General features: G+C 54.1%; 14 protein-coding genes. 10 read left to right on the top strand and 4 right to left on the bottom strand.

The window, feature by feature from the left end; genetic code table 11:
* Positions 1-2 precede the first annotated feature (2 nt).
* From DMR_RS11885 to DMR_RS22785, 9 genes are all read left to right on the top strand, one after another.
* Complete coding sequence (locus DMR_RS11885; RefSeq protein WP_015861163.1) at positions 3-1754, top strand: hypothetical protein; 1752 nt, start codon at positions 3-5, stop codon at positions 1752-1754.
* Positions 1755-1758: 4 nt separating this feature from the next.
* Positions 1759-11346, top strand: coding sequence for a PLxRFG domain-containing protein (locus DMR_RS22425; RefSeq protein ID WP_015861162.1), 9588 nt, complete (start codon positions 1759-1761; stop codon positions 11344-11346).
* Positions 11347-11618: 272 nt separating this feature from the next.
* Entirely contained in the window at positions 11619-11912 is a 294-nt protein-coding gene (locus tag DMR_RS11875) for a hypothetical protein (RefSeq protein WP_148208422.1), read from the top strand.
* Positions 11913-12532: 620 nt separating this feature from the next.
* Entirely contained in the window at positions 12533-13795 is a 1263-nt protein-coding gene (locus DMR_RS23395; RefSeq protein WP_015861158.1) for a GGDEF domain-containing response regulator, read from the top strand.
* 92 nt (positions 13796-13887) lie between these two features.
* Complete coding sequence (locus DMR_RS23390) at positions 13888-14916, top strand: ABC transporter substrate-binding protein (RefSeq protein WP_015861157.1); 1029 nt, start codon at positions 13888-13890, stop codon at positions 14914-14916.
* The gene (locus DMR_RS23385; protein ID WP_015861156.1) at positions 14913-17042 is read left to right on the top strand and encodes a sensor histidine kinase; all 2130 of its coding nucleotides are present in this window, start codon (positions 14913-14915) and stop codon (positions 17040-17042) included. Before DMR_RS23390 ends, DMR_RS23385 begins: the two co-directional genes overlap by 4 nt.
* Entirely contained in the window at positions 17039-17431 is a 393-nt protein-coding gene (locus DMR_RS23380) for a response regulator (RefSeq protein ID WP_015861155.1), read from the top strand. The genes DMR_RS23385 and DMR_RS23380 overlap by 4 nt, the downstream gene beginning before the upstream one ends.
* Before the next feature lies 1 nt (position 17432).
* The gene (locus DMR_RS23375) at positions 17433-18524 is read left to right on the top strand and encodes an HD domain-containing phosphohydrolase (RefSeq protein ID WP_015861154.1); all 1092 of its coding nucleotides are present in this window, start codon (positions 17433-17435) and stop codon (positions 18522-18524) included.
* Between the two features lie 234 nt (positions 18525-18758).
* Positions 18759-19733 carry an HIT domain-containing protein gene (locus DMR_RS22785; protein ID WP_015861153.1) on the top strand — a complete coding sequence of 325 codons (975 nt, stop codon included), beginning with the start codon at positions 18759-18761 and terminating at the stop codon, positions 19731-19733.
* Positions 19734-19784: 51 nt separating this feature from the next.
* On the opposite strand, the gene DMR_RS23370 is transcribed toward DMR_RS22785, so the two are convergent.
* Entirely contained in the window at positions 19785-20774 is a 990-nt protein-coding gene (locus tag DMR_RS23370) for a DUF4268 domain-containing protein (protein ID WP_015861152.1), read from the bottom strand.
* Between the two features lie 231 nt (positions 20775-21005).
* Between DMR_RS23370 and DMR_RS11850 the strand changes: the two genes are divergently transcribed.
* A complete protein-coding gene (locus DMR_RS11850) occupies positions 21006-21329 on the top strand; it encodes an HIT domain-containing protein (RefSeq protein WP_052278988.1) in 324 nt (107 codons plus the stop codon).
* Here DMR_RS11850 and DMR_RS24480 read toward each other — a convergent pair.
* From DMR_RS24480 to DMR_RS24475, 3 genes are read right to left on the bottom strand one after another with little or no spacing between them, the layout of a single operon-like run.
* On the bottom strand, positions 21300-22409 hold the full coding sequence (locus tag DMR_RS24480; protein WP_015861150.1) for a hypothetical protein: 1110 nt from the start codon (positions 22407-22409) through the stop codon (positions 21300-21302). The two genes, DMR_RS11850 and DMR_RS24480, sit on opposite strands and share 30 nt — an antisense overlap.
* A 16-nt stretch (positions 22410-22425) precedes the next feature.
* Positions 22426-23436 (bottom strand): DNA-processing protein DprA, encoded by a 1011-nt coding sequence (locus DMR_RS23365; RefSeq protein WP_015861149.1) that lies wholly within the window; start codon positions 23434-23436, stop codon positions 22426-22428.
* Positions 23433-24308 (bottom strand): hypothetical protein, encoded by an 876-nt coding sequence (locus DMR_RS24475; RefSeq protein WP_015861148.1) that lies wholly within the window; start codon positions 24306-24308, stop codon positions 23433-23435. Before DMR_RS24475 ends, DMR_RS23365 begins: the two co-directional genes overlap by 4 nt.
* Between the last annotated feature and the right edge of the window lie 50 nt (positions 24309-24358).

Genomic DNA, 24358 nt, shown 5'->3' with positions numbered 1-24358 from the left:
CCATGTCCGATCAGCAATTTTTCCAAAACGCGTTGCGGCGGAAGTACGATATTTTGCAGCAGCAGGCCGATGCCACGACCCAGGACGCGGGCTCCCGAGCGCTGTCCGTGGCCCAGCAGCCCCTGCTCCAACAGCAGCACGGCCAGTTCGGCCTGGATGAGCAGGCGTTGCGCAACGCCGGCCAGATGGGCGTGGCCGGCCTGAATTTCACGTTGGGGCAGGCGCAGCTCGGGCTGGAGGGGGTGAAAGCGGCGGCCGAGGATCAATACCGGCGGGCGACCCTCACCAAGCCGTTGACGACGTTTGACCCGGAAACCGGGATGCGGAGCACGTCACCGGGCTTTAATTGGGCCACGGACTACCCGAGGCTCGGCCTGTCGCCGCTGCAAACGTACCTGGAAAAGGCCAGCACGCCGATGTTCGGCTCTGGCGGCAGGCCGCCTGTCTTGCGGCCGTTTATCGCGGGAGAAAAGGGGCTGGAGATGTTTGTCCCGGATGACGGTTCCAGTCCTTCACTTCTCGGGCTTGATGGTCCTGCCGTGATGGCTGTTTCCAGAGGCGGTGAAATCGTCCCTCATGACGAAACGCGCCGGCTTTTGTCTGGTGTCGGCGGACTTCCCGAAGGCTTTGGGCAAGGGGCCGGCCCGGGCCAGCCTCAACGCGTTTCCGGCGTGGATGCGCAGGGTCGACGTATGCCCACGACGGCAAAGGGGTTGGAAGAGGTCGGCAGTACGGTTTCGGGTTTGTCGCAGCCGAGATTCAGTCCCCAGGAACTGGCAAACCGCCAGATGGACGCGGCTACCGGGCGTTTGCAGCCGAACCCCGGAGATCCTGATTACGCCACTCTGTACCAGCGGACGTTATTCAATCAGGGGCCGGAGGCCGTGCGGGGCTGGAAACCGCCCAGACCCGAGGAGATGGCCATGGTCATCACCAACGTGCCCAACGATCCGGCCGTCCGTCACGCCGAGGCGGTGCGGCGGGGAGAATATCCCTATGCCGCGACGAAGCAGGAAGGGTCGGCGTCGCAGGGATCGGGAACGCCTCCCTGGTCGGGGGGCAAGCCGGGGGCTGGGGGCAATGCCATGACGCCGGACGGCGTCATCTTGCCTCGTGAGGGCGGTTTACCTGACGCTCCGTTGGAGGAGAAGGACTATGTGACCGGTCCGTCGTCCGGCGATACCATGCAGCCCGGTGGGCTGCGCCTCGTCAATCTGGGAAAGGCTTGGCAACAGGCGCAGGAAGCGGCCCGGAAAGCGTATCTCGACGCTGAAAATCCCACGCCCGAGTTCACTCCCGGCGGGGCCATCGACTACATGGGAAAGCTCAGCCAGGCCGACCGTCAGAAATACTTGGCGAGCCTGACGCAGGAGCAGCTTGACGCCATCGGCAATTACCGTTTGCAGCAACGAAACTTCGAAACCCCGCCCATGGGCTTGCAAGAGCGCCGACCGGCGGCGACGGCCAGGACAGGCCGCACGGTTTTGACGACCGAACAACAAGCGGCCCTGGAGAAATCGGCCGACGGCGCGGCCGAGACGGGCGACGCCACCCGCAACCCGGACCAGAATTTCAACCCGTTGCCCGAGGGGTTTCAGCTCGAGGGCAGCGTTTCCCGGTTCATCCGTGGCCGGCAAGCGGCCGGCGAAGCTCGGGCCAGGGACGTGGACGCGGAAAACGCCCAGATGCAGGCGCGGATTCGCGCCATGTTCGGCCTTGATCCGCAGCCGGCCGTGGCCGCAGGCCGCAGGTAACGCCATGGCGGATCTTGCCTGGCTTGATGCCGAATTGGCCCAGGAGCAGGCCCGGCGGTCGGCCGCTGCAGGCGTGGGCGGCCTGCCCGATGCCGGGGAGCCCGGATTTTGGGGCGACGTCAGGTTGTCCGGCAAGGTGATCGGCCAGGGGCTCTATTCGGCCGTGGCCGACGTGCTGCCCAAGACCGTGGCAGAAGCCGTGCGCGGCGGCGATGTGCCGTTGCGGCCCGAAGAGACGTTTGCCGGGCGGGCCATCACCGGGCAGCAAAAGGACCTGGAACGCTGGAACCTGCCGCCCCAGGAGGCGGAGCGGGAGCTTTTCGGCGTCATCAAGGCCAGGGACGTCCAGGAAGGATTGCAAAACCTGGGCTATTCGGCCGGCTCCATGGTGGCCGGCGGCCTGGCTGGCGGTCTGGCCGGCTCGGTTGTGCCCGGCGCGGGCAACGTGGCCGGGGCACTTGCCGGCATGGCCGGCGCGGGGTTGGCCAGCGGAGCCGTGGGCTACCGGGCGACCAAGGACCAGTTCGTGGACGACATGCGCCGGCGGCTGCTCGAGGCCGATCCCGCCATGTCCGAAGAGCGGTGGCAGGAAGCGAAAAAGGCCATCGAATCCGACGCGAGCCTGTACGGCCTGTGGGAGGCCGTGCCCGAGGCCGTGGGCAGCGCACTGACCTGGGGCATCCTCAAGACGCCGGTGGGCAAACTGGTCGAAAGCGTGCCCTTTATTCGCAACGGCGCGGCCCGGGCGGCGGCCACGGCCGGGGTCAAGCTCGGCCTGGACCTTCCGGTGGAGCTGGGCACGGAAGCCTGGACCCAGCATGAACAGGGAGCCATCGAAGCCCGCCAGGGTTTGCGCGAGGCGGCCCCGACCTGGGGCGAGGCGTTTGGCGAAATCGCTCCGCAAACCACCGTGGCGACCCTGGCCACCATGGGGCTTGGCGGCGCGGCGGAACACTTTTCACCCGGTGCGCGCCGGGCGCGGCGGGAATCCCGGGTCATCGGCGAAGCGGCCCAGCCCGAGGCCATTGGGCAGCTTTCCGACGAGGATCTGCAGGCCGCCATGTTACGAGCCGGGGCGTTGTTCCAGGAGCGCCCGAGCCTGGAGTTGCGCGACGCCTTGGCGGCCCTGGAGAACGAGGCCTCGCGCCGGGGCGAGCAGACTCCGGCCGGGCCGGAATCCATGCCGCAGGCGGAGGAGTCCGCAGCAGCCGCCCCGTCCGGACCGGACCGGGCGGCCGTGCTGACGGCTCTGGCCAAGAGCAGGCTCAATGACCTGGCCGTCGGCCTGGGCATCGCCAAGCCGGACCGGATCAAGCGCAAGGCGCTGGTGGCGGCCGTGCTGCAGGCTGAAGAGGCGGCCCGGGCCTGGAACGAGCCCGATGCCGTGGAGGCGCGCTACCGGGAGGCTCACGCCGCCGCCTTTCCGGGACGGCAGGACGATTTTTTGGCCGGCGCAGCCCCTGTGGCCGAAGTCTCTCAGCCCCTCCCGCAGGACACCTCCACGGCAGGCCAAGCTCTGGGCGGGCCGGACCGGACGGCCGCCCTGACGGCCCTGGCCAAGAGCGAATTGAACACTCTGGCCGCCGGCCTGGGCATCGACAAACCGGACCGGATCAAGAGCGACGCGCTGGTTGCGGCCATTGTGACGGCCGAAGACGCGGCCCGGGGCTGGAACGAACCTGACGCCGTGGAACGGCGTTATCAGGAATCCCATGCCGCGCCGTTTCCTGGCCGGCTCGACAGCTTCCTGGAAGACGCTGGCCCGGTGCCCCCCGGTGCTCCGGCCCTGTCGTCCCTAACGGACGGCCGGCAAAAGGCTTCCGCCCGGCCGGATGCCGCAACGGCTGCCCCGGCCGCGCTGCCCACCGGGGAGATTCCGCTGGCGGAAGTGGGGGAGAAGGCGACAACGGCCGTTGTTGGACAGCTCCGGAACGATATTGGACAGGTCGGCCACGTTGCTGGATATCTTGCTGCCGCTGCCGGACAGCCCCAGGCCCCACGCCAGGAGGCGGCCGCGCAGCCGACTGGGGAAATTCCGCTGGTGGAGATCGGGGAGCAGGCGTCGGCCGGCATTGTTGGACAGGTCCAAAACGTTGCTGGATACCTCGCTGTCGCTGCCGGACAGCCCAAAACCGCCAGCCCGGAAGCGCAAACCCCTGGGCTGGGCGGCCAGGGCAATGCCGCAAGGCCGGCCAATCCCGCCGCCATTTCGGTTGCTCCCGGGACACCCCACGCGAAAAAGCCGGTCGAACCCCCAGGCGTGCCGGAGGATTCCGGCCAGCCGGCGCAGGTTGAGACGGCCAAGGTCCTGTCCGGCGATCGGGAGGTCGCGTTGCCGGTGGTCGTCCATGACGGGTTCAAGGTCGCCAACGTCATGGGCGCGGGGATGCCGCCGCATTACGCGGTGCTGACCCCCCTTGCCGGTTCCGACGTGCATCAGATCAGCCTCGCCGCCGGAAAGACGCCGGACGAGGCCGTGGCGGCTGCGCGCCGCCCACCGGAGCCGCCGCACCCCATGAACGCCAGGACGCGGGGGCAGGCCTTGCAGGCGCTTTCGCGTGAGCAGCAAAACGCCCTGGGCAAGGCCCTTGGCCTCAAGCCGGGCCGGAAGTCGCGGCTGGGTTTCCTGGAGGCGATAGCCGACACGCAAGAACCGCAGCTGCGGTCGGCGTATGATGCCGTGGTCGGCGGGGCTGCAAAAACGCCCACGGCAGTTCCGAAGGAAGTCCCGGCCTCCGGCGCGGCGTCCCAGGGCGTCCAGGCTCCGGCGGCTGCGCCGGCCGGGGAGGCCGGAACCGTTGCCGGGCAAGCGCCCGTAACCGGCCAGGGGCAGGAGGTAGCCGCAGCAAGCCAGCCCGGAGCAATCCCTCAGACGGCAGCTCCGGACACGGGCGAAACCTTGGGCCTCACCCTTGGCGAGAAGATCGGCGGTTCGCGCAAGGACACGGCCACGCCGACCGGACCGCGCGTGCGGCTGCCCGGGAATGACGAGACCGTCCCGGCCTGGCGGAAACGATTTGTCGCTGTCCAGGTCAGTGAAACCGGCTTCCGCTCGGGCGAAGACAAAACCTATTGGTCCATTGCCGACCAGAAAGGCACGTTGCGCACCGGGAGATTCAAGTTCGACTCCAAGGAGGAGGCCGAAGCAGCCATTCCCCTGGCGGCCGTGTCGCTCAAGCACCGGGTCGGTAGGCGCGGCGAGGCCTGGGAGATCTACCGGAAGGTCACGGACCGCAAGACCGTGGTCATCAAGGACGGATTCGCCAGCGAGGAAGACGCCAAGCGCTATATGGCGGAACATGCCGAGGACATCCTCAATACCAGGACCGGCTTTGGCGAGGAGATCCTGGCCCGGCCGGAAAAAGTCTTCCGGAAAGGCGCGCTCCGGCGCAAAGGGCCGGCTAAGGGCCAGGACTTCCTGGATACGTTCGGCTTTCGCGGCGTGGAGTTCGGGGACTGGAACGACCAGGCCGAGCGCCAGGAAGTGCTCAACCACGCCTATGACGGCCTGCTGGATCTGGCCGAGATCCTGAATGTGCCGCCCAGGGCGCTGTCCCTGAACGGCGACCTGGCCCTGGCCTTCGGCGCGCGGGGCCGGGGGCTTTCCAGCGCCAAGGCCCATTATGAGCGGGATTACGGGGTCATCAACCTCACCAAGATGACCGGGGCCGGCTCCCTGGCCCATGAATGGTTCCATGCCCTGGACCATTACCTTGCGCGCCAGGACACGAAGGCGTCGTCCGAGAAGGTCGAAAACAAACGCGGCGACCAGGTCTTTGCCGCGAGCTCATCCACGGGCCAGGATTTCCTGAGCCATGGGGCAAGCCGCAAGTCCCAGGTGCGCGAGGCGTTGCGGGCGGCTTATGAAAAACTCCTGGCTGACATCGCCTACAAGGCGGAGCAGTACCGGGAGGACACGGAAAAGGCCGAGCGGTTCGTCAGCCGGGCCCGGGGCACTCTGGAACGCAACCTGAACGACATCCGGGCCGGCCTTGCCCAGGAAGCCCAATGGGGCAGGAAGCGCGCGCCGGCCACGGCCGAGCAGTTGACGCGTTTTGACGTCCTGGCCGAGCAGCTGTTGCGCGGCGACAATCTGGCCCTGGAGATGCGCAGCAACGAAGCCCAGGGACGGCAGCGCAGCCGGTTTGGCTCCTACCGGTCGAGCAACGACATCCTCGACGGCCTGGCCGCGATCTACAAGGAGGTGCGCGGCCGCAGCGGGTTCAACGCCGAAAGGACAGGTCCGTTCAATTCGCTGGCGGCCAATGTCCAGGACTTCGCCAGACGGGCGAAGATGCTGGAAGACGCCAGAAGCCAGACCGAAAAGACCAAGCAGATCCCCACGGAGTACCGGCGCGCGGCCTACCTCATGGATCAGGGCCGGACGTCGGATTACTGGAGCGAACCCCACGAGCTGGCCGCCCGGGCGTTTGCCGCCTACGTCGAGGACAAGGCGGCCCAGGGCGGCGGCCGCAGCGATTTCCTGGTCTACGGCGCGAACAACGCCATGCTGGAGTTTCGGCTGCTCAACATCCGGCCCTATCCCGAAGGCGCGGAACGTAAGGCCATAAACGCGGCCTTCGACCACTTCTTTGCGACGGTCAAGACGAAGGAGACGGGCCGGGGCGTGGCGATGTTCCAACGCTCCGACACGGTAGCGGACAGGAAACCGGCCGCAGCCGATCCGCTGGTGGAACAGGCGCGCGGCGAAGCGGCGATTGAAAAGCTGCTGGAGGACAAGACTGGGGAAATGGTCGGCATGGCCCGGCCGGATCTCGGCGACATTGTCTTTATTTACGGAGAGCCTGGAAAACTCAATGCCAAAGGGCGTTTAGTGGGCGGCGAGGGGCTTGCCCATCTGGTAGAGCAACGCAATCTGGAGGGGGCTGACGGCGTTTCGGTCGCCAGGAGAATGCCGGCTGTCATCGCACACGGGCAAATTGTCGCCAGGCAGGGAGAGGGAACAACAGGCGAGCGTGTACGCATCGCCTACGCGGGCCACACCGCAGTGCTCTCGCTGTATCGGCATGGCAATCGGCAGGTGTGGCTCTTGACGGGGTGGGAAAATGAAGATGGCGGCGCAAGGGTTAACCTCGCCGCCGCCTACGCTCCGACCGGTTCTGGTATTTCCCGGCAGGAGGGAGCTTCAGAAGCAAATATAATTTCCGTCGAACCGGAAGACAAGGGGCAATCCCTGTTTTCACGTTCCCCTTTTCCTGCCGGGACTGTGGCTCAGGCCGTGGCGGCCGAGCTGCGGCAGGGGCTTTCACAGTTTCCGGCCCTGCAGGGCATCGTGGATGTGTACCCGTCCGAGGCCGATATGCCGTCGGATCTGCGCGAGGCGGTGGAGGAGGCCGGGCTGTCCGGGCGGTTCCATGGGGTCTATGACGCCGAGACGAAACGCATTGCCCTGGTGGCCGGGAATATCCCCACGGTCAAGGCAGGGCAGACGGCGTTCGTGCAGACGCTGTTGCGCCATGAAGGCCGCCATGCCGGACTGGACCGGGTTCTGGGCGGCTCCCAGGAACGTGAGGAGTACATGCGCAAGGCGGCCCAGGCCATGCCCCGGGAGGTGTCGCACTGGCTTACGCGCCAAGGCCTGGACTCCACCCGGGAAACCCGGGCCGAGGCGGCCGAGGAAATCCTGGTGGCCTGGGCCAAGGACGGCACGGTGCACCGCGCCCTGGACCGGCTGCTGTCGAAAATCGCGGTCTGGGTGCGGTCGATCTTCCCGACGCTGGAATTGACCCGGGCCGAACTGCGCCAGCTGCTGGCCCAGGCCGACGACTTTGTAGACGGCAAAGGGCTGGATTTCATCGCGCCGCTGGGGCAGCCGCTGGCTGCCGCGCCGGCGTTTTCGCGCGGGGACGGGGCTTCCTGGGCGCAGCAGGTGGATGATTTTCTGGGCAATCGGTTTCTTCCCCACGAGCGCCTCGACCTTGGCGGAACGCCGCCGGTGATCGGGCTGCTGGGGGGCCATGATCTGCCCCTGCAAATGACCCAGGCAAAAGCGAATAAAATACTGAAAGGGGCGGATGCAGGCGGGAAGCACGGGGTTTCACCGGAAGTGCTGCAGCAGTTGCCGCAAGCCCTCGAACGGCCTGTGCTTGTCCTGAAATCGGCCACCTGGACGGACAGTCTGGTGGTGGTGACGGAGTTGCCGCATCAGGATTCGTTCCTGGTGGCGGCGGTGCATCTCAATGTCCGGGAAGGGCGCGCGGAGATCAACGAGGTCGCCAGCGTGTACGCCAAGGACGCAGGGCCGTCCTGGGTGGCGCGGCAGATTCGGGAAGGGTTGTTGCTCTATCGGGACAAAACAAAAGTCCCCGGTTGGCAGAGATCTTTCGGGCTCCAATTGCCCACAGAGATGCCAACCAGGGACAAGAGAAAAATATTCACGGAAGTTGATCTCGTCAAGTACGAACAAGGCCTGCCGCCGGCAGGCGACGCCCCCCGCTTTTCCCGGGCCGGCGACCTTGCCGGCGCGCCGAGCGAAAAGCGCGAGCTGGCCCCCTGGCTCAAGGACGAAGCCACGACCACCATCCGCTCGTTCCTGCCGTCCGTGCGCGAGCTGACCAGGGAAACCGGCGTGCTGGGGAAAATCCTGCGCTCGCCGGAATACTGGCAGCATCCGGTCCTGCGCCGGCTGTACGACATCTTCCGGAGCCGCACCGACCGCGCCCACGAGATCCTGCATGACGCCTTTGACCTGGGCGACGGCAAGACCATCGCCTCCGAGGCCCGGCGCATCCTCAAGGATCCGCAGCAACGGGATATTCTCAATGAAGGCGTGGATTACGCCGACGTCAACGAGATCGGGCCGGAAGCCATGGAGACGTGGTTTGCCGACCATGGGGCCAAGGCCGAAACCATCGGCCTATGGCGCGCCATGCGGGCGGCCTATGACCGGCTTCTCGATGCCCGTCTGGCCGCTTATCGCAGGCTCGTGGACAAGGCGCGGGCCGGCTATGCCCGCGCCGTCACGCGCCGGCTGATCGAGGCCGGCATTCCGGTCGAAGCGGCAAGGGCTTTTGACGCGGCGGCCTACAACGCGGACAGGATTCTTGCCGACGCCCTGGCCCCCTACGCCGATAAGGTGAAGGCCGTGGTCGCGGCCGCGCGCAAAGACGGCGTCACCATCAAGGGTCGGCTGGCCGACGTGCGCCTGACCGATGAAAACGGCACGACCTTCAGCTTTGCCGAAATGGTGGAGCGCATGGGCCAGTTGCGCGGCTTCTACGCCCCGCGCCTGCGCGAGGCAGGGGATTTCGTGGTGCGCGGGCGGCGGACAGGGACCGACGGCAGTGAGGAGCGGTTCCGGGCCCATAAGGAATGGCGCAGATCGGCCGAGAAACTGCGGCTGGAGATGGCGCGCGCCGGATGGGCGATGGACACGGTGACGCGCCTGGAGAAGCTGCCGGAGGCCACCCAGGGCGTCATCAAGACGTTGGAGTTGGCCAAGACCGTGGAGACGGCCGTCAACCAGGTGGGCGAGGACGTGGAGGCCGGGCTCGTGGGCGAGATCCTGGAGGCGTTGGCCGACGAGGTCAAGGCGCGTGGGTTCCGGTCCCAGTCCATCCGGCGCAGCGGCCGGCATGGCGAGGTGGTGCAAGGCTATTTCAAGGACGCGGTGGAGCGGTTTTCCCGTTACGCCGGTTCCACGGCCTACGGCCTGGCCAAGGCCGAGGCGGCGCAGAAGGCGGCCACGGCGCTGTTCGCCACGGACGGCCAGGGCCTGGACATCCGCAAGGAGGGCGAGGTCTACCGGCTGGCCGTGGATTATTTGGCCGAGAACCTGCGCAACGCCGAAGCCGGCGACCGGGTGTTCGCTCTGGCCAAGTCCATGGCCAGCTTGAAGTACCTGGGCTTCAACGCCAAAAGCGCCCTGGTCAACCTGACCAGCATGGCGACCAGCGTGCCGGCGGCGCTGCATGCCTATGCCATGGCCGGCAAGGGCGGCTGGGCGCGCATCGGCCGGGAGATCGTCCGGGCCATGGGCGACTATCTGGGCCTCATGGCCGGCCGGAGCGGCCGCCTGACCGCCGGGGAGCGCGCCTTCATGGCCCAGGCGCGCCGCGAGTCCCTGGACGACCCGCAGTTCGCCCGCGAAGCGTTGTCCGTTTACCGCGACACGGCCGGCCAGGCCTGGACCTGGGCCATGGGCAAGGCTTTGCTCCTGTTCGGAGCGACCGAACGCCTCAACCGGGGCGCGACCCTTCTGGCCGGCTACCGGCTGGCCCGGGCCGCCGGAACGGACCACGCCACGGCCATAGCGCGGGCGCGCGAGACCTCCGACCGGGCCCACGGCGTTTACGACCGGGCTAGCCAGCCGTCCTGGGCTTGGGGCACGAAGCTCGGGGCGCGGCTGGGGCAGGGCTGGTACATCTACAAAAAATACGGCCATAACTACCTGCAGCTCATCCACGAACTGTTCGGGAAAAAGGACCATGCCGCCGGGGTGTTTGCCCTGGCCGCGCCGGCGGCGCTGGCCGGCCTTGGCGGGCATGTGGCAATGGCCCTGGCCAAGGGCTTGTTGACGGCGGTCGGCGGCGACGAGGATCCGGAGAAGTGGCTGTACGCCGTCATCAGCAGGAACCTGGGCGGCGGGGCCGAGGATCTGGCTCGGTTTGGGTTGTTGGGCCTGCTGGCCGGCGCGGATCTGTCCGGGTCCATGACCATGATCGATGCGCCGGATTCCTGGGTGGATGTGCTTGGCCCTGTCGGCGGCCTGGGCAAGGACCTGCTTCAGGCAATGGGCTATCTGGCTGGGGGCCAGCCCGGCCGGGCGGCGGAAAAGGCCCTGCCATCGGGCGCGGCCAAGATCCTTCAGGGCATCCGTGAATACCGCCAGGGCGTGACCACGGGCAGCAATTATCCGGTCCTGGAAGAAGGCGGCAAGCCGCTGCGGCCGACCCTCGGGGAGGCAGCAGCCAAGGCGGCCGGATTCCGGCCCCTGCGCGAAGCCCGGGCCAGGGCCAAGGCGTCCGAGGCCATTGCTGAGGAAAGCGGGTACGCGGCAAAACGCGACGCCCTGTACGCGCGTTTCCGGGCCTTTGCCCTGGACGGTGGCACGGACGCCGACGAGCGCGATGCCCTGCTTGCGGCTATTAACACCTTCAACGCCGACGCGGCCGTGCTCGGCGGCCGCGTCGCGCCCATCACCCGGGAATCGCTGCTGCGCCAGGCAGACCGCCTGGAGCGGCCGACCAAGCGCGAACGGGCGCGCCTTGGCGGCCAGGCCGGACCGATGGCGGCGGAAACCCTGGATGTTGGCGATTTCGAGGACGTGGGCCATCCGTATCAGGCGGTGCGCCGGGCGTATGCCGAGGCTAAGGCGCGGCAGGATGCCCTGCGCGAGGCCGGGGATTTCCAGGGCGCGGCCCGGTTGCGCCACGAGACGCGGCTGCCGCGCCTGCGCCTGTTGGTGGGCCAGGTGCAGGCTGTGCGTGCGGACATGGCGGAGCTGCGCACGTCGCAGTTGCCGCCCGAGGACAAAGCGACCCGGCTGCTGATGTTGCGGGGCCGGGAGAAGCGGGCCATGGACCGGGCGGCTGAAGCCTATAAAACCCTGTTTGGGGCGAGGGAGCCGTAAAACGGGCATACCGGCCAGGAGCAGGGCAGGCATCGAGAGCGTCGCCAACCTGCGACTGGCGCTAAAATGGGGTGGCTGCTTCCTGACGTTGCGTGCTACAGGAAAAGACAATGCGGACCATTTGATGAAGGCGTTTGGCATCGGCTGTGCGTTACCCGGTCTGGCCTGCAGGTGGCTTGCCACACCGGGGAGGGTACATGAATCTTGCGTTGCTCCATGTGGAGCGGTTGGCTGTTCCCAGAATGAAGGCCAGGATGGAGCCAGGGGCTGACGTGCTGACGTCTAAGGTGGCTTACGGATCAGGCCGCAAGGGGTTGACCGACCCGTTGGCGGTGCTGCGTTCCAAGGGTGCGGAAGTTGCCCTGGAGGACGGGTGCATCCGGTTGCGCTTTGAGCGGTCGGTGCGTTTGGACATCCGCAAGCGCTGCTATGCATATGCCGCCCATTTTGAGGCGTTGCTCAAGCTGCAGCTCGATGTCCCACCTGGCGAGCGGCCCCGTACCGTCCAGCAACTGGTGGGCGTGGGCCGGGTGTTGTGGCGGGCCGGCCGGTTCGTGCTGCCATGAGCCGTCCCCGTGGTTTGGCCCTGCCGACAGACTGGTCGATGCTCCCCCGCGAGCAGCGCCTCAAGCTCTGGCTGCGCAGCGAAGGGCTGACGTTGACGGATCTGGCACGAAAGCTGGGCGTCCACAAAAGTGCGCCGGGGAAGTGGCTGGTGAGTTGTACGGAGCGAATTCCCGATTATCGTAAATACCAGCTGTTGAGATTGGGATTGCCCTGTGAGTTTGTACAACAGACTGTACATTAGGAGTCAAGTATGTAAAAGTTGGAGACATTGCAATATGTATCGATAGCTTGGCGATTTATAAAATTTTTGATATTGAATGTGCTTAGATGAATAATGTTTTGCGAAAAGTTGTTTTGATCCAAGTGTTAAAATATAGTGACTGAAGTTCGAAACCGATATAATGTTGTTGCATAAAGCCTATAATAAAGTATCGCAATATACAAATTTATTTGTAAGTTATTTAATATTTCTTATTTCAAAATTTAGACACTTTTTAGTTCAAACCGACATCTGTAAAGAATTGTATATATTTAAGCCGTGTAAATGTCACAACAATAGCAAGTGTTGGAAAATATTACAAATTTTTGCCTGTAATCAATAAGACAACAGAGGTTAATAATGAATCCTAGAATTGTTATAGCCGATGATTCGAAGCTTTGCATGCGTATATTGAAAGATTTTTCAGAAGCATTGGGATATGATTTAGTTGGAGAATCAAATGACGGTATCGGAGCTATTGAATTATCAAGAAAGCTTCGTCCTGATATTGTGGTGCTTGATGTTTATATGCCAGGTATGAATGGATATGATGCTTGCGAAATAATTCAAAACGAGTTGCTTATACCGGTTGTATTAGTCACAGGGGCTTCCGATGAACATACTATTAATAAAATGCTCAGTATTAATCCTGCCGGTGTTATTATAAAGCCATATAGTATTTTTCAGTTCAAAACAACAATAGGTTTAGTTTATACAAAAGAAGTGGCAAGGGTGAATTTGTCTAGGTATAAAAAAATTATTGCAAATGCGCCTGCGTTGTTTTCTCTTGTAGATAGTAGCTGTCGATATGTTCTTGTTAATGAATATTATTGCAAAGTGTTTGGAAAAAATGAAATTGATATTGTCGGACATGAAGTAAGAGAGTTTTTTGAAGAAAATGTATATTGTGACTTTGTAAAGCCTAATATTGACAAGGCGTTAAGTGGTGTAGAAGCAAAGTATGAGGCGTGGTTTGATTTTCCAGGGATAGGTCGGCGCTATATGTCTGTAGTTTATACCCCGTATTCAGAAGTCAAAGGGAATATTCAAAAAGGGGTAGTAGTGTTTTCTAGTGATAGTACTGAGCTTAAAATGTCAGAAGAAAAGTTAGATATTTTGTCGTCAACTGATCAACTTACAGGTGTATATAATAGAAGAAAATTTATGGAGTCATTGCATGGCGAATTACAACGATCTGCGAGATTTGATGTTTCGAATGCCTTATTGTCGATCGATATAGATAATTTTAAAGCAATTAATGACACCTATGGGCATCCAGTTGGAGATCAGGCTTTAATATATGTTGCTCATATACTGAAAAATTCATTGCGCCAAGTTGATGTACTTGGTCGAGTTGGTGGTGAAGAATTCGGTGTTGTGGCTCCTGGTGTTGGTAAGGAAGATGTTGCGCCATTTCTAAATAGATTGATTGTGGAATTTAATGAAAATTTGTTTGACACTCAAAAAGAAAAAATAAAAATTACAGTTAGTATTGGGTGTGTAGTCTTTGGTCGTAATAATAATATTGAAGAAGTGCTGTCAAAGGCTGATTCAGCGTTGTATGATTCAAAGCATAAAGGTAAGAATAGATTTTCTATTTGGCGTGACCCTGGGCTTAGTTAATATTAAAATGAATATTTTGTCTGTATTTTGTTGGCTGAATTTTTCATCAGTAATGTAGTTGAACGCCTCGCTGGTCGTGAGTGGAGGTATGTATGTTCTCGCTGTTGAAGTCTTTTATAATATTGTTTTGTTTTGTCGTCAGTTGTTTAAGTGGATTGGGCGTTGCGCACGGAGTTGCTGCTGGTCCTTATCGTATTGCCATTGTTCATAGCTATGGAGAGGAATATGTTTGGACAAAAAATATAACTGAGGGAATTTTAGAAGCTTTGCGAGGAGTTGAGGTGTCGTACGATATTTATTATTTAGATGCTAAAAATAACCCATCCCCGGAGTTTTTGCGAAAACGAAGTCTTGAGATTTTTGACAAGATTGTTCAAAACAATGTGCAGTTAGTTGTTGCTGTTGACGATCCAGCTCAGGTATATCTTGTTGTTCCATATTTGAAAGATAAAGATGGTCCAAAGGTCGTTTTTTGCGGAGTCAATGCCCCTCTGTCTCAATACGGTTATCCATCTGTGAATGTAACAGGAGTTCAAGAAAGATGGCATTTTCGTGAAGGTTTTGCGTTGATGGCAAAGTTTTTGCCCTGGGTCAAGTCTGTAGCAGTGCTTGTCGATAGTTCCGAATCAGCAGGCTATGTCCTAGCTGATCTGCAGAGAGAAAGAGAAGTTGGGGGCGTTTTTCCTTTGGAAGTTCTTGGCGTAGAGCAGGCTAGTACTTTTCAACAGTGGCAAAGTTTAGTGCGGCATTATCATGATCGCGTTGATGTGTTAGCTCTTGGTCTTTATCATTCGCTAAAAGATGAGAATACGAATAAAGTTGTTCCTCCTGAATTGGTCAGTGACTGGAACAACTCCAATGTGACCAAGCCTACCTTAGGCTTTACAGACTTTTCAAAGGATCATGGTCATTTGGCAGGTGTGCTCGAGTCTGGACATGAGCAAGGGTTTCTTGCGGGAAAGCTTGCATATCAGGTACTTGTAGATAAGATAGCTCCAGCCTCCCTACCGATCCAGCTTAATCAACGGGGCATCGTGTTTTTAAATCTCAAGACAGCCGCTCGTCTTGGTATTAATTTACCCTATGAATTCATTGAAGCAAGCGAAGTGGTAATTCAGTGAAAAGATTAACCCGTCGCGTTCAATTCAATGCTGCGCTTGATCGTCCGCTACTTCCGATTCTGTTGACTGTTTTTGTTGGTGCGTGTTTAAGTACAGTCTTAGCATACGTTTATACTAAGCATGTTGTAGAAGATTTGGCTAATGCTCAGATCAAGCAAAGTCTTTCATTGCTTGATCATGAAATTACTGTTGAAGTGAGAGATGTGCTAGCTCAGGCGCGCTTTCTTAGTCGTGAAAAAGTGTTGTTGTTTGGTTTAGAGTCGAGCTACTTGGGCAGCTCGGCTCGAGAAGCTGCGACTCGCAAATTAGAAGAGTATATTAAAGATGATGTGTTTCAACGCTACTATTTGATGAATACTAATGGTCAAATTGTTTTGGCTTCTGACCAGTCTTTGGCTGGCAAACTTGATGTCTCTGACCGCCGCTATTATTTGCAAGCTCGTGCAGGAGAGCCCACAATAGAAACAATAGCTGTATCAAGAGTGAGCGGGTCTCCGATTCTTGTGGCTTCATTTCCGATCAAATCATCAGCCAATACTGTGGATGGTGTGCTCGTTATTATACGTGATACTGAAACGTTTGCTCGGAGTCTTCTGTCTAAAGTTCGAATTGGAATTCATGGAGGCGGGTTTATTATTGATGAAAATGGTGTGGTGCTTGCACGTCCATCCTGGAGTTCTGGAAATGCCTTTAGTGTTGGAGAAGAAACAAAATTTATTGTCAACTCAGCTGAGTCAAATGAAATCGTGAATTATGTTCGTGATGGTGTACAACGAATTAGCTTGACTAAGCGAAATGCAATTACTGGCTGGCTATTGGTTGTTGAAGCTGAAAAAGCAGAGATAGTTGCTCCTGTAAATCATCTTGCAGCCGTGAATGTTGGTGTTTCTATTTTGATACTTGTTGTTGTTGCTGTGTCTCTTAATGCTCTCAGAAAGGTTTTAAAAAATTTGAGAGACTCAGAAAGCCGGTTTTCAAGTCTTTTTTTGTTGTCGCCTGATAGCATTATGCTCACTGATCTCGGAACAAATAAAGTTCTAGATGTAAATGAACGTTTTTTGGAGTTATTTAATACCAATAGAGAAAGAATAGTTGGTCGAAATTTCATGGATGTTGGATTGTTCTTGAATGGTCAAAGTGAAACGGTGTCTCTGATGTCTCAGGAGGAATCAGTTTCCAATGTCGAGGTTGTTGTCCAGGTCGCTGAGGGAAGAGAGTTAGTATTCTCCATGTCGTGTCAGACAGTGGATACTGGCGCTGTGCGCTATCGTATGTCTGTGCTTCGGGATATTACTGAATTGCACAAAGCGCATGAGATGATGATTCAAACAGAAAAAATGATTTCAATTGGCGGGATTGCTGCCGGCATTGCTCATGAGATCAATAACCCTCTTGGGATTGTCTTGCAAGCTGCACAAAATATTGTACAGCGTATTCGTCTTGATTTTAAGAAGAATCATGATGTTGCACATAAAATAAGCGTCAATCTTGAGGATGTTGTTCGTTATATAGAGGCACGTCAAGTGGACGTTTTTGTTCACGATATTAAAGACGCGGCTGTTCGAGCGTCCGCTATTATAAGGCACATGCTTGATTTTAGTCGGAAGAGTGAATCTAAACGAGCTGTTTGTGATCTTTCGGCTATTATTGAACGTGCAGTTGTGTTGGCTGCTAGTGATTATGATTTGAAAAAAAATTATGATTTTAAAAGAATTTCTATCGAACGCGATTTTCCGGAGATCGTTCAGCCCATACATTGTACAGAAACAGAAATTGAACAGGTTATTCTTAATATTTTACGGAATGCAGCTCAGGCTTTGGCTTCGGCTGATCCGCCTGTGGCTTCGCCAAAGATCATTGTGCGTATGATTTCCGAGGCCGATATGGTTCGGGTGGAAATAGAGGATAACGGACCTGGGGTACCTCCCGAAATCCAGCGCAGAATATTTGAGCCATTCTACACGACAAAAGCACCAGGAGTTGGTACTGGGCTTGGTTTGTCAGTTTCGTATTTTATTGTCACCAAGGGACATGGAGGGCGGATGGGAGTTCAGTCCGTCATTGGTGAAGGAGCTGTTTTTTTTATTGAGTTGCCCACTGATCAAGCCTTAGAGAAGCCTTTATGAGCCAGCATCGACAGCGTCTTTTTATTGTCGAAGATGAAGAGCGTATTCGACATAATCTTTTGCTTTTTTTTGAAGATTATGAAGACGAACTAGAAGTCAGAACTGCAGCCACGGCTGAAGAAGCCCTTGAACGATTACGAGAAGAACAGGCAGACATATGTCTTGTTGATATGCGTTTGCCCGGCATTAATGGCAATGAATTTATTCGTATTGCTGGAGAGATGGGGTATTGCGAGCATTATTTGCTTCATACTGGGTCTATTGATCTTCTTGATCCTGAAACTCTTGCAGAGATCGGACTCACTTCCGATGATGCTTTTATAAAGCCTTGTGATCTTCATGAAATCTTGCATCGTATTCGTCAACTAAGACAACAATCCGAGAGTTGATATGGCTATATTGATTATTGATGATGAGGATGGTTTGCGTCGTTCGTTGTTTGCTCATTTAGAAGATGTTGACTATGACGTCTACGAGGCTGCCAATGGTTTGGAAGGTTGGGAATTGCTTAAGCAGCATCACGGCGAAATAGAAGCAGTTGTCGTAGATCTTAATATGCCAGTTATGGATGGTTATTCATTTATTGCGCACGCTGTAGAGTTTGATAAAGAAATACCTATAGTGGTGCTTTCTGGTGTCGGTATTGTAGAAGACGCTCTTTCTGCTGTGCGGCTTGGAGCTTGGGATTTCATTACCAAGCCGTTGCATAACATGGATGTGTTTGATCATGTTTTAAAAAATGTCATTGAGCGTGCACGCTTGGTGCGAGAAAATCGTATTTATCAGCAAAATCTTGAACGATTGGTTAGGGAGAGAACAGCTGAGGTTGAGGAAACTAGGCATCAAGTTATGATGCGTTTGAGTAGAGCTGCTGAATTCAAAGATAATGAGACAGGAAAGCATGTTTTTCGAGTGGCTCAAATCAGTCGCGTTATCGGGCAAGCTATGGGCATGGAAGAGGATCATTGTAATATACTTGCTGAGTGCGCATCACTCCATGACCTTGGCAAAATCGGCATTCCAGACGAAATTTTACTTAAGCCAGGTCGTTTGACAGAGCAAGAATGGGATATAATGAGAAGGCATTGTACTTACGGCTGCGAAATATTAGGTTCTTTAGATGATCGTGAAGGCGCTCGAGATCTATGTGCCAATCCTCAAGCAGTCCTTGGGTATAATGATTATGAATTGCTACGGATGGCTAGAATTCTTGCTTTGTTTCATCATGAACGATGGGATGGAACGGGTTACCCCTTTGGTCTTTCCGGTGAAAATATTCCTTTAGAAGCCCGCATTGTGTCGCTCGTTGATGTTTTTGATGCTTTGTGCAGTGACCGATCGTATAAAAAAGCTATGCCTGTGAGAGAGGCTGAGTCAATAATTGTTCAAGGCAGTGGAACACAGTTTGATCCTCAAATTGTGGATGTTTTTATTTCACTTAAGGAGAAGATATACGCCATTTCAGAGCAATGGAAGGATTAAGTCGATTCTAGTGGAGTTCCATTTCGATTTGAATCTTATTTAAATAATATAATTGAAGATGTTTGAAGGTGAACCGCTAGACTAGGTGGTTCACCTTCTTTTACGACGCGCTTTCCCAGGATGGGATTGCAAAAACCGTCGTTGCGGGGAAACGCATTTTGACGTTTCATCTGTAACTTGGCGGTAAGATGGCCTGGGTAACACGAGATACGAAATCAACTTACAGGCGGATCCATGGATTTTCAGGAGCTGGTGGAGTTTTTGAAGCACCGGATGGCCATGCAGCACATATACCAGCCGCTGCTCATTCGTTCGCTGGTGGACGCTGGGGGATCGGCCACCGTCCGGCAACTGGCGATGGCCTTTCTGGATCAGGATGAAAGCCAGATTGTGTATTATGAGCGGAAGATCAAGGAAATGCCGCTCAAGGTGTTGCAGCGGCGTGGGGTGGTGGCTTCGAGCGGCAATCTGGTGGAGCTGACCACGGGAAAGTTGTCCTTTGAGCAGAAGGCGCAGATCAGGATGATCTGCGACCGGAAGCTGCAGGAGTACATTCTTAAGCGCGGGCTGGGGATCTGGGACTATCGGATGCTGGAGACCGATCCTGTGCCCGGGAGCCTGCGCAACCGGGTGCTGGCGGAGTCGGGTGGGCGGTGCGCGCTGTGCGGGGCCACGAACCAGGAGCGGCCGCTGGATGTGGACCACATCCGGCCGCGTTCCAAGGGCGGCGGCAACGAGTACGCCAACCTGCAGGTGCTCTGCTCCAAGTGCAACCGGTCCAAGGGGAACAAAGAGGATACGGACTATCGGGCCCTGGCCCAGGGCGAAGCGATTCCGGGCTGTCCGTTCTGTTACGATGCGGCCAGGAGCCAGATTGTCGAGGAATTTGATTCCGTCTTTGCCATGCCGGACGGATTTCCTGTTTCACCCGGCCACCATCTGGTCATCACCAAGCGCCACGCGGCGGACTGGTTCGCCATGACCCAGGCTGAGCGCAACGACGCTGACAGTCTGTTGCGGATCCTCAGGAGCCGGCTGGCCGAGGATGACCGCAGCATAACCGGCTTCAACATCGGCATGAACTCGGGAGCCTCAGCCGGGCAAACCGTGTTTCATGTCCATATCCATCTCATTCCGAGGAGGGATGGCGATACGGAAAATCCGCGCGGTGGGGTGAGAGGGGTGATCCCTTGCAAAATGGGGTATTGAATTTAGATATTTGTTTATAAATTGATTTTGCAGAAGTATGTTAAAACTTGCTTACGATTGACTTGGCTCGTCATCTTCTAGCTGTGGTGAAGCACTAAGTGTTTTTATCCTATTATAAAAGCAGCTGTAAAATTTCTTTATGTTCAATTCAAACCAATTGATGTACTCGGGCCACAACGATTCTAATAAAGGATTTACTTTAGTCTTGGTAAATAAAACTCTGCAAGCCTTTTTGTCTGGCAGCTCTTGCCAGTCCAATGCTTCGCCGTATTCACGCTCAATAGAGTCTCTTTGGCTGTATAGTTGTTGAAATAGTTCTTTAGAATTCTGGCATGATATGTATAGTTCAACGCCGAGCCTGCTTTCTCTAGTGTTAAGTGTTGGGCAGATTTTAAATCCAGTTTTTCCAATGCTAATATTGATCCAATGTTGAGGTAGTGCTTTTGTGATCCGAATGCCACATCTTAAATTATCAAATTGATTTTTAAGTAATTCCCAAAAGCTGTATTGCTTTTGTTTGATCTCAGATGTTGATTTGTTGTCTATGCTTTTTTTTCCGTTTGATACTGTCTTAGACCAGTCATTAGGTTTTGATACAATGTTGAATTTTGGAGCAGCTGCGGAAGTCCCTATTTTCCAAAGCTCTACTTCCAAGCCAAAAAAACGGAAATTTTCTTCGGTTATATTGTTTAACCAATCCAAGGCCGCTCTATGTTCATCTGTAAATTTGGCAGAAATCCAAACAATAGTAGCGGCCTGGAGACCTGAGGCATATGTGAGCAATTGCCCAAGGTGCCTGTGGTCCGTGATTTCCATTTGATTTTCGATTAACACCCAAGAGCTGTCTTCTGTGTTTTTACATAAAAGATCTGCTCTAAATGGACCAACGTTTTGTTCTTGTGCTTCAAGTTCTAATTCAATATTGAGAGCTTCCGATAGAATTGCCAAGTTATCTTCTTGGGCAAGCCAAGGAGTGAAATGTTGAGCCTCTGTCTCCCATATATTGCGAAGATCAACTCGCTCAAGATGCCCAAGATTCATAATTGTTCCTTTCTTAATTTATTAGTTCAGTGTTAGTATATTTAAAAAACGAGTTTTATAACCGTCTAATGTGATTTTCACTTGTAACTGGATACATCCAAATCCTCCGATGACACAGTCGGTTAGTCTTGGCTGATTGATTCTCAGCGATCAGATTGCATCGGGCAAGACGGAAGACAACAGTGACATCCTGACCGAGCTGACGTGTTCGATGACTGACTCGTTTGATAGGTGGCCAGGAGCCAGATTGTCGAGGAGTTTGATTCCGTCTTTGCCATTCCGGATGGATTTCCTGTGTCGCCCGGCCACCATCTGGTCATCACCAAGCGCCACGCGACGGACGGGTTCGCCATGACCCAGGCGAAGTGTAATGACGTGGACAGCCTGCCGCGTATCCTCAGGAGCCGGCTGGCCGAGGATGACCCCAGCAACACCGGCTTCAACATTGGGATGAACTCGGGAGCCTCGGCCGGGCAATCCGTGTTTTATGTTTATATCCATATTGGACCTAAGTTATTTTGTAATTCACAAAGAATACTCGACGATATTTTTTAAGGGACTAGATTTCATAGCTTTAAATTTAGCTTCGAGCGCTGCTTTGTAAAAAGGGTCTTTATATATTTCAGGGAAAAGATCGTTTGAATTTGGTATATCATCTGTGCTGAAGTTTGGAGCAATTTTAAAAATACAAAGTAAATCTGCAACGGCCTCGTTAATGTTGTGGCGTCCGAAAAATGGGAGAGCGCAGTCCTGCGAGACTGGTCTCGTAGGCTTTATATGAGAAAAAATTTCATTATTTAAATAGTTTTGCGTAGCTCTTGTTAGAGGTGGAGATTCGAAAACTATACAATATACTATTCCAGCGTGTAAAAGTGGATCTATAGGTTGATAATAAGCTGTGTCGTCGTGCCTTTTTGTAAACTGATGTAAAGAAAAAAAAGTTGCTATTGATACGTCAAACGTAACGTCTAAACCAGTTGTTTCTATGCCGTAGTGTTGTTCAACAAGTGGAAGTGATGTGTTTGCTATACCTTGAATTTTAAAAGCTTGCCATCGTCTACCATATTCTTGACTTTCAGGATCGGGAAAGTTTTCAAGATCCGAAAGTAAATGTGGGCCGTAGCGACTCGAATTGATTGATGCCAAGTTTCGCCAGTTCGCAATTCCATGATATATAAGTTCGTCGCCATAGTTTGATAAAAATACAGACTCGTAGTCAGGTGCAGAAAAACGCAAATTCCAATTGGTTGAAAACTTACGCCAATATCCTGGTATGATGAGTCTTTCTTTGCCTTTATGCTCAGCAATAGGATTTGGATACTCGCGCTGAGTGTAGTACTCTTTTGTCTGGCCTCGAAAAACCATACGACTGCGGTACACGGCGTGCTCTGGCTCCGACAATATTGATTTTATTTCTGATAATGATGAAACTGTAAATTCTTTTGGAGAAAATTTAACACCACTAGAATTAAGAGGATGAAGTCCAGAATAGTATTTGTTGCCATAAAAAGAATCAGCTATATGACCGTCTGCTGCAATATAGTATCCAGAGTTAAACAATTTATGTGAGTCGTCTCTGCTGATTCCTTGCTTTATGAACTCATCAATCAAGATCGGATCATTTGGAAATATCATAAAATACAATCCTTTGTTATGTGTCTCGCGTGATTAATTTGTTTCTGGATTTGAGTAAAATTTCATGTTTTTGAAGGTATTTAATTGATTGATGCTTTGTAAAAAGGTCTTTTGTATTTATATCGTTACGTCTGCTTTGGTTGGTAATGTCAAATATCTTTTCAAGATTTGGTATGCCATCAGAATTTCCTCGGATAGGGATGCCTCCGTTTTTTATAAAATTGGGGTTCGCTTCTGCGGATGGTCCAGGTGCAGCATAGTCGATAACAAAAAGCGGTTGGCCTCGCTGTAGAGTTTCTTTGCCTGCAGCAAAAGTACCACCTGTAATGCCAGATTCTACAAGAATCATAGCATCAGAAAGACCAATTATTGTCCCATTGCGTTTCATGGCATTACGAGCAGACCAAGTTAAATTAGGTGGAAACTGTGAGACGGCTAAATAATTGTCATCTGAAAGAAATTCTGCAATCTCCCGTTTGTGCTGGAACCGCATTATTCCTTCCACAAGAACAAATATTGTCTTTCCACCGTTTTTTAACGCAGTTTTATGTGCAGCCATGTCAACGCCGTGTGCGTATCCGCTTGTTACGCAAATTTTCTTGTCAACTAGTAATTCAACACAACGCCTAGTTATTAAAAGTCCTTTTTCTGACGCTTTTCTTGACCCGCAAAATCCAACTCCCATATTGTCAAATAACTTATTACATCCTTTAAAAAACAATACAGGAGGAGCATCGTATTTTAATGTTGCTACGAGGTGGTGTGGGTAGACATCTGAGCCTATCCAAGCAACATTTATGTTGTCTTTGTAAAGGCTTTCATGTAAAAAAAATGCTTCACTTGCTGAATTTACAATATTTGATGCAACGTCATTATTTATTTTGAGTTCATTGGAGAGGTTGTTGATAGATGTGCATAAGCTCTTTGCTGCATTTTTTCCATTTATCGCAGCAAAAAGCAGAAAACGACGAAGCAGCGCTTCGCCGGATCCTTTTGCTTGTAAGAATTGAAGAATAGAAGATATCATTGGTTGTCACTGTCTCTCATTGACTTGACGCACGCTAAACCATAAATGTCACGTACTCCTAAAGATTTTAGATGTTTTGCATATGCTTGCATAGTGGCACCGGATTGGTATAGGTCATCAACTATAACAATTTCTCGATCTCGCATGTCTCCATTGAAGCTAACGGACATTGGAATCTGATATAAATTTAGCCAAGTTGTTATTTTTTCTTGTAAGCGCAGGTTTTTCATTTCTGGCTTGGGTGGCAATAGCTGAGCTTCTACCAAGTCAAAACTTTTTTGGCGAGCTATATATTTTGCGAGGTTCCACGCAAGTTTTCCTTTTCCTGTATTTGCTGGTATGGATGTAATTATGGGTGGCGTGGTCTTTCCGAAGAGCATCCTGCTTGGCTTGTATCGTAATGGCAATAGATCAAAAGCACAACACATTTTGTTGTACATCAGATTTAGATGAGTAGCTTTTTCAGTTTCTGGGATGTTGTCAATTCGATACTTTATTTTAAATTCTGCCAATCCCAATGGTGTGCGCTTGAATTCGTTGTTAATAACTTCAAAATTGAAATCACAGGCGACGCAGTATTCAATTTCGTTGGCACAATCAATCCAGACGCAATGATTGACGGCAAAATCAGCCCATTTTTTTATTGATTCAATGTCTATGTTCCATGTTCTGTCTTTTGGGATCCAGATGTATTTGACATTAGACTTTCCATCTTTCCATCCAGTTGGGCTTATCTGGAAAAGGATTGGAAAGTGGTAGTTGAGTACTCTTTGGGCGGCATCTGATACAAAAAAAGCATAACTTCCGTCGTCGTTTTCGTTTATTCTTAGCCAAAAAATACTACGATTTTTTGTGAATACGGCAGTGCTCATTGTGTTCTTATTTGATCTTTTTGAGTTTTGATTTATCGGATAGTGATATG

Source organism: Solidesulfovibrio magneticus RS-1, from assembly GCF_000010665.1.
In the GTDB taxonomy this organism is placed as follows: domain Bacteria; phylum Desulfobacterota; class Desulfovibrionia; order Desulfovibrionales; family Desulfovibrionaceae; genus Solidesulfovibrio; species Solidesulfovibrio magneticus.
Note: the sequence above shows the minus strand (reverse complement) of the source record. Positions and strands in the feature narration are given on the sequence as shown.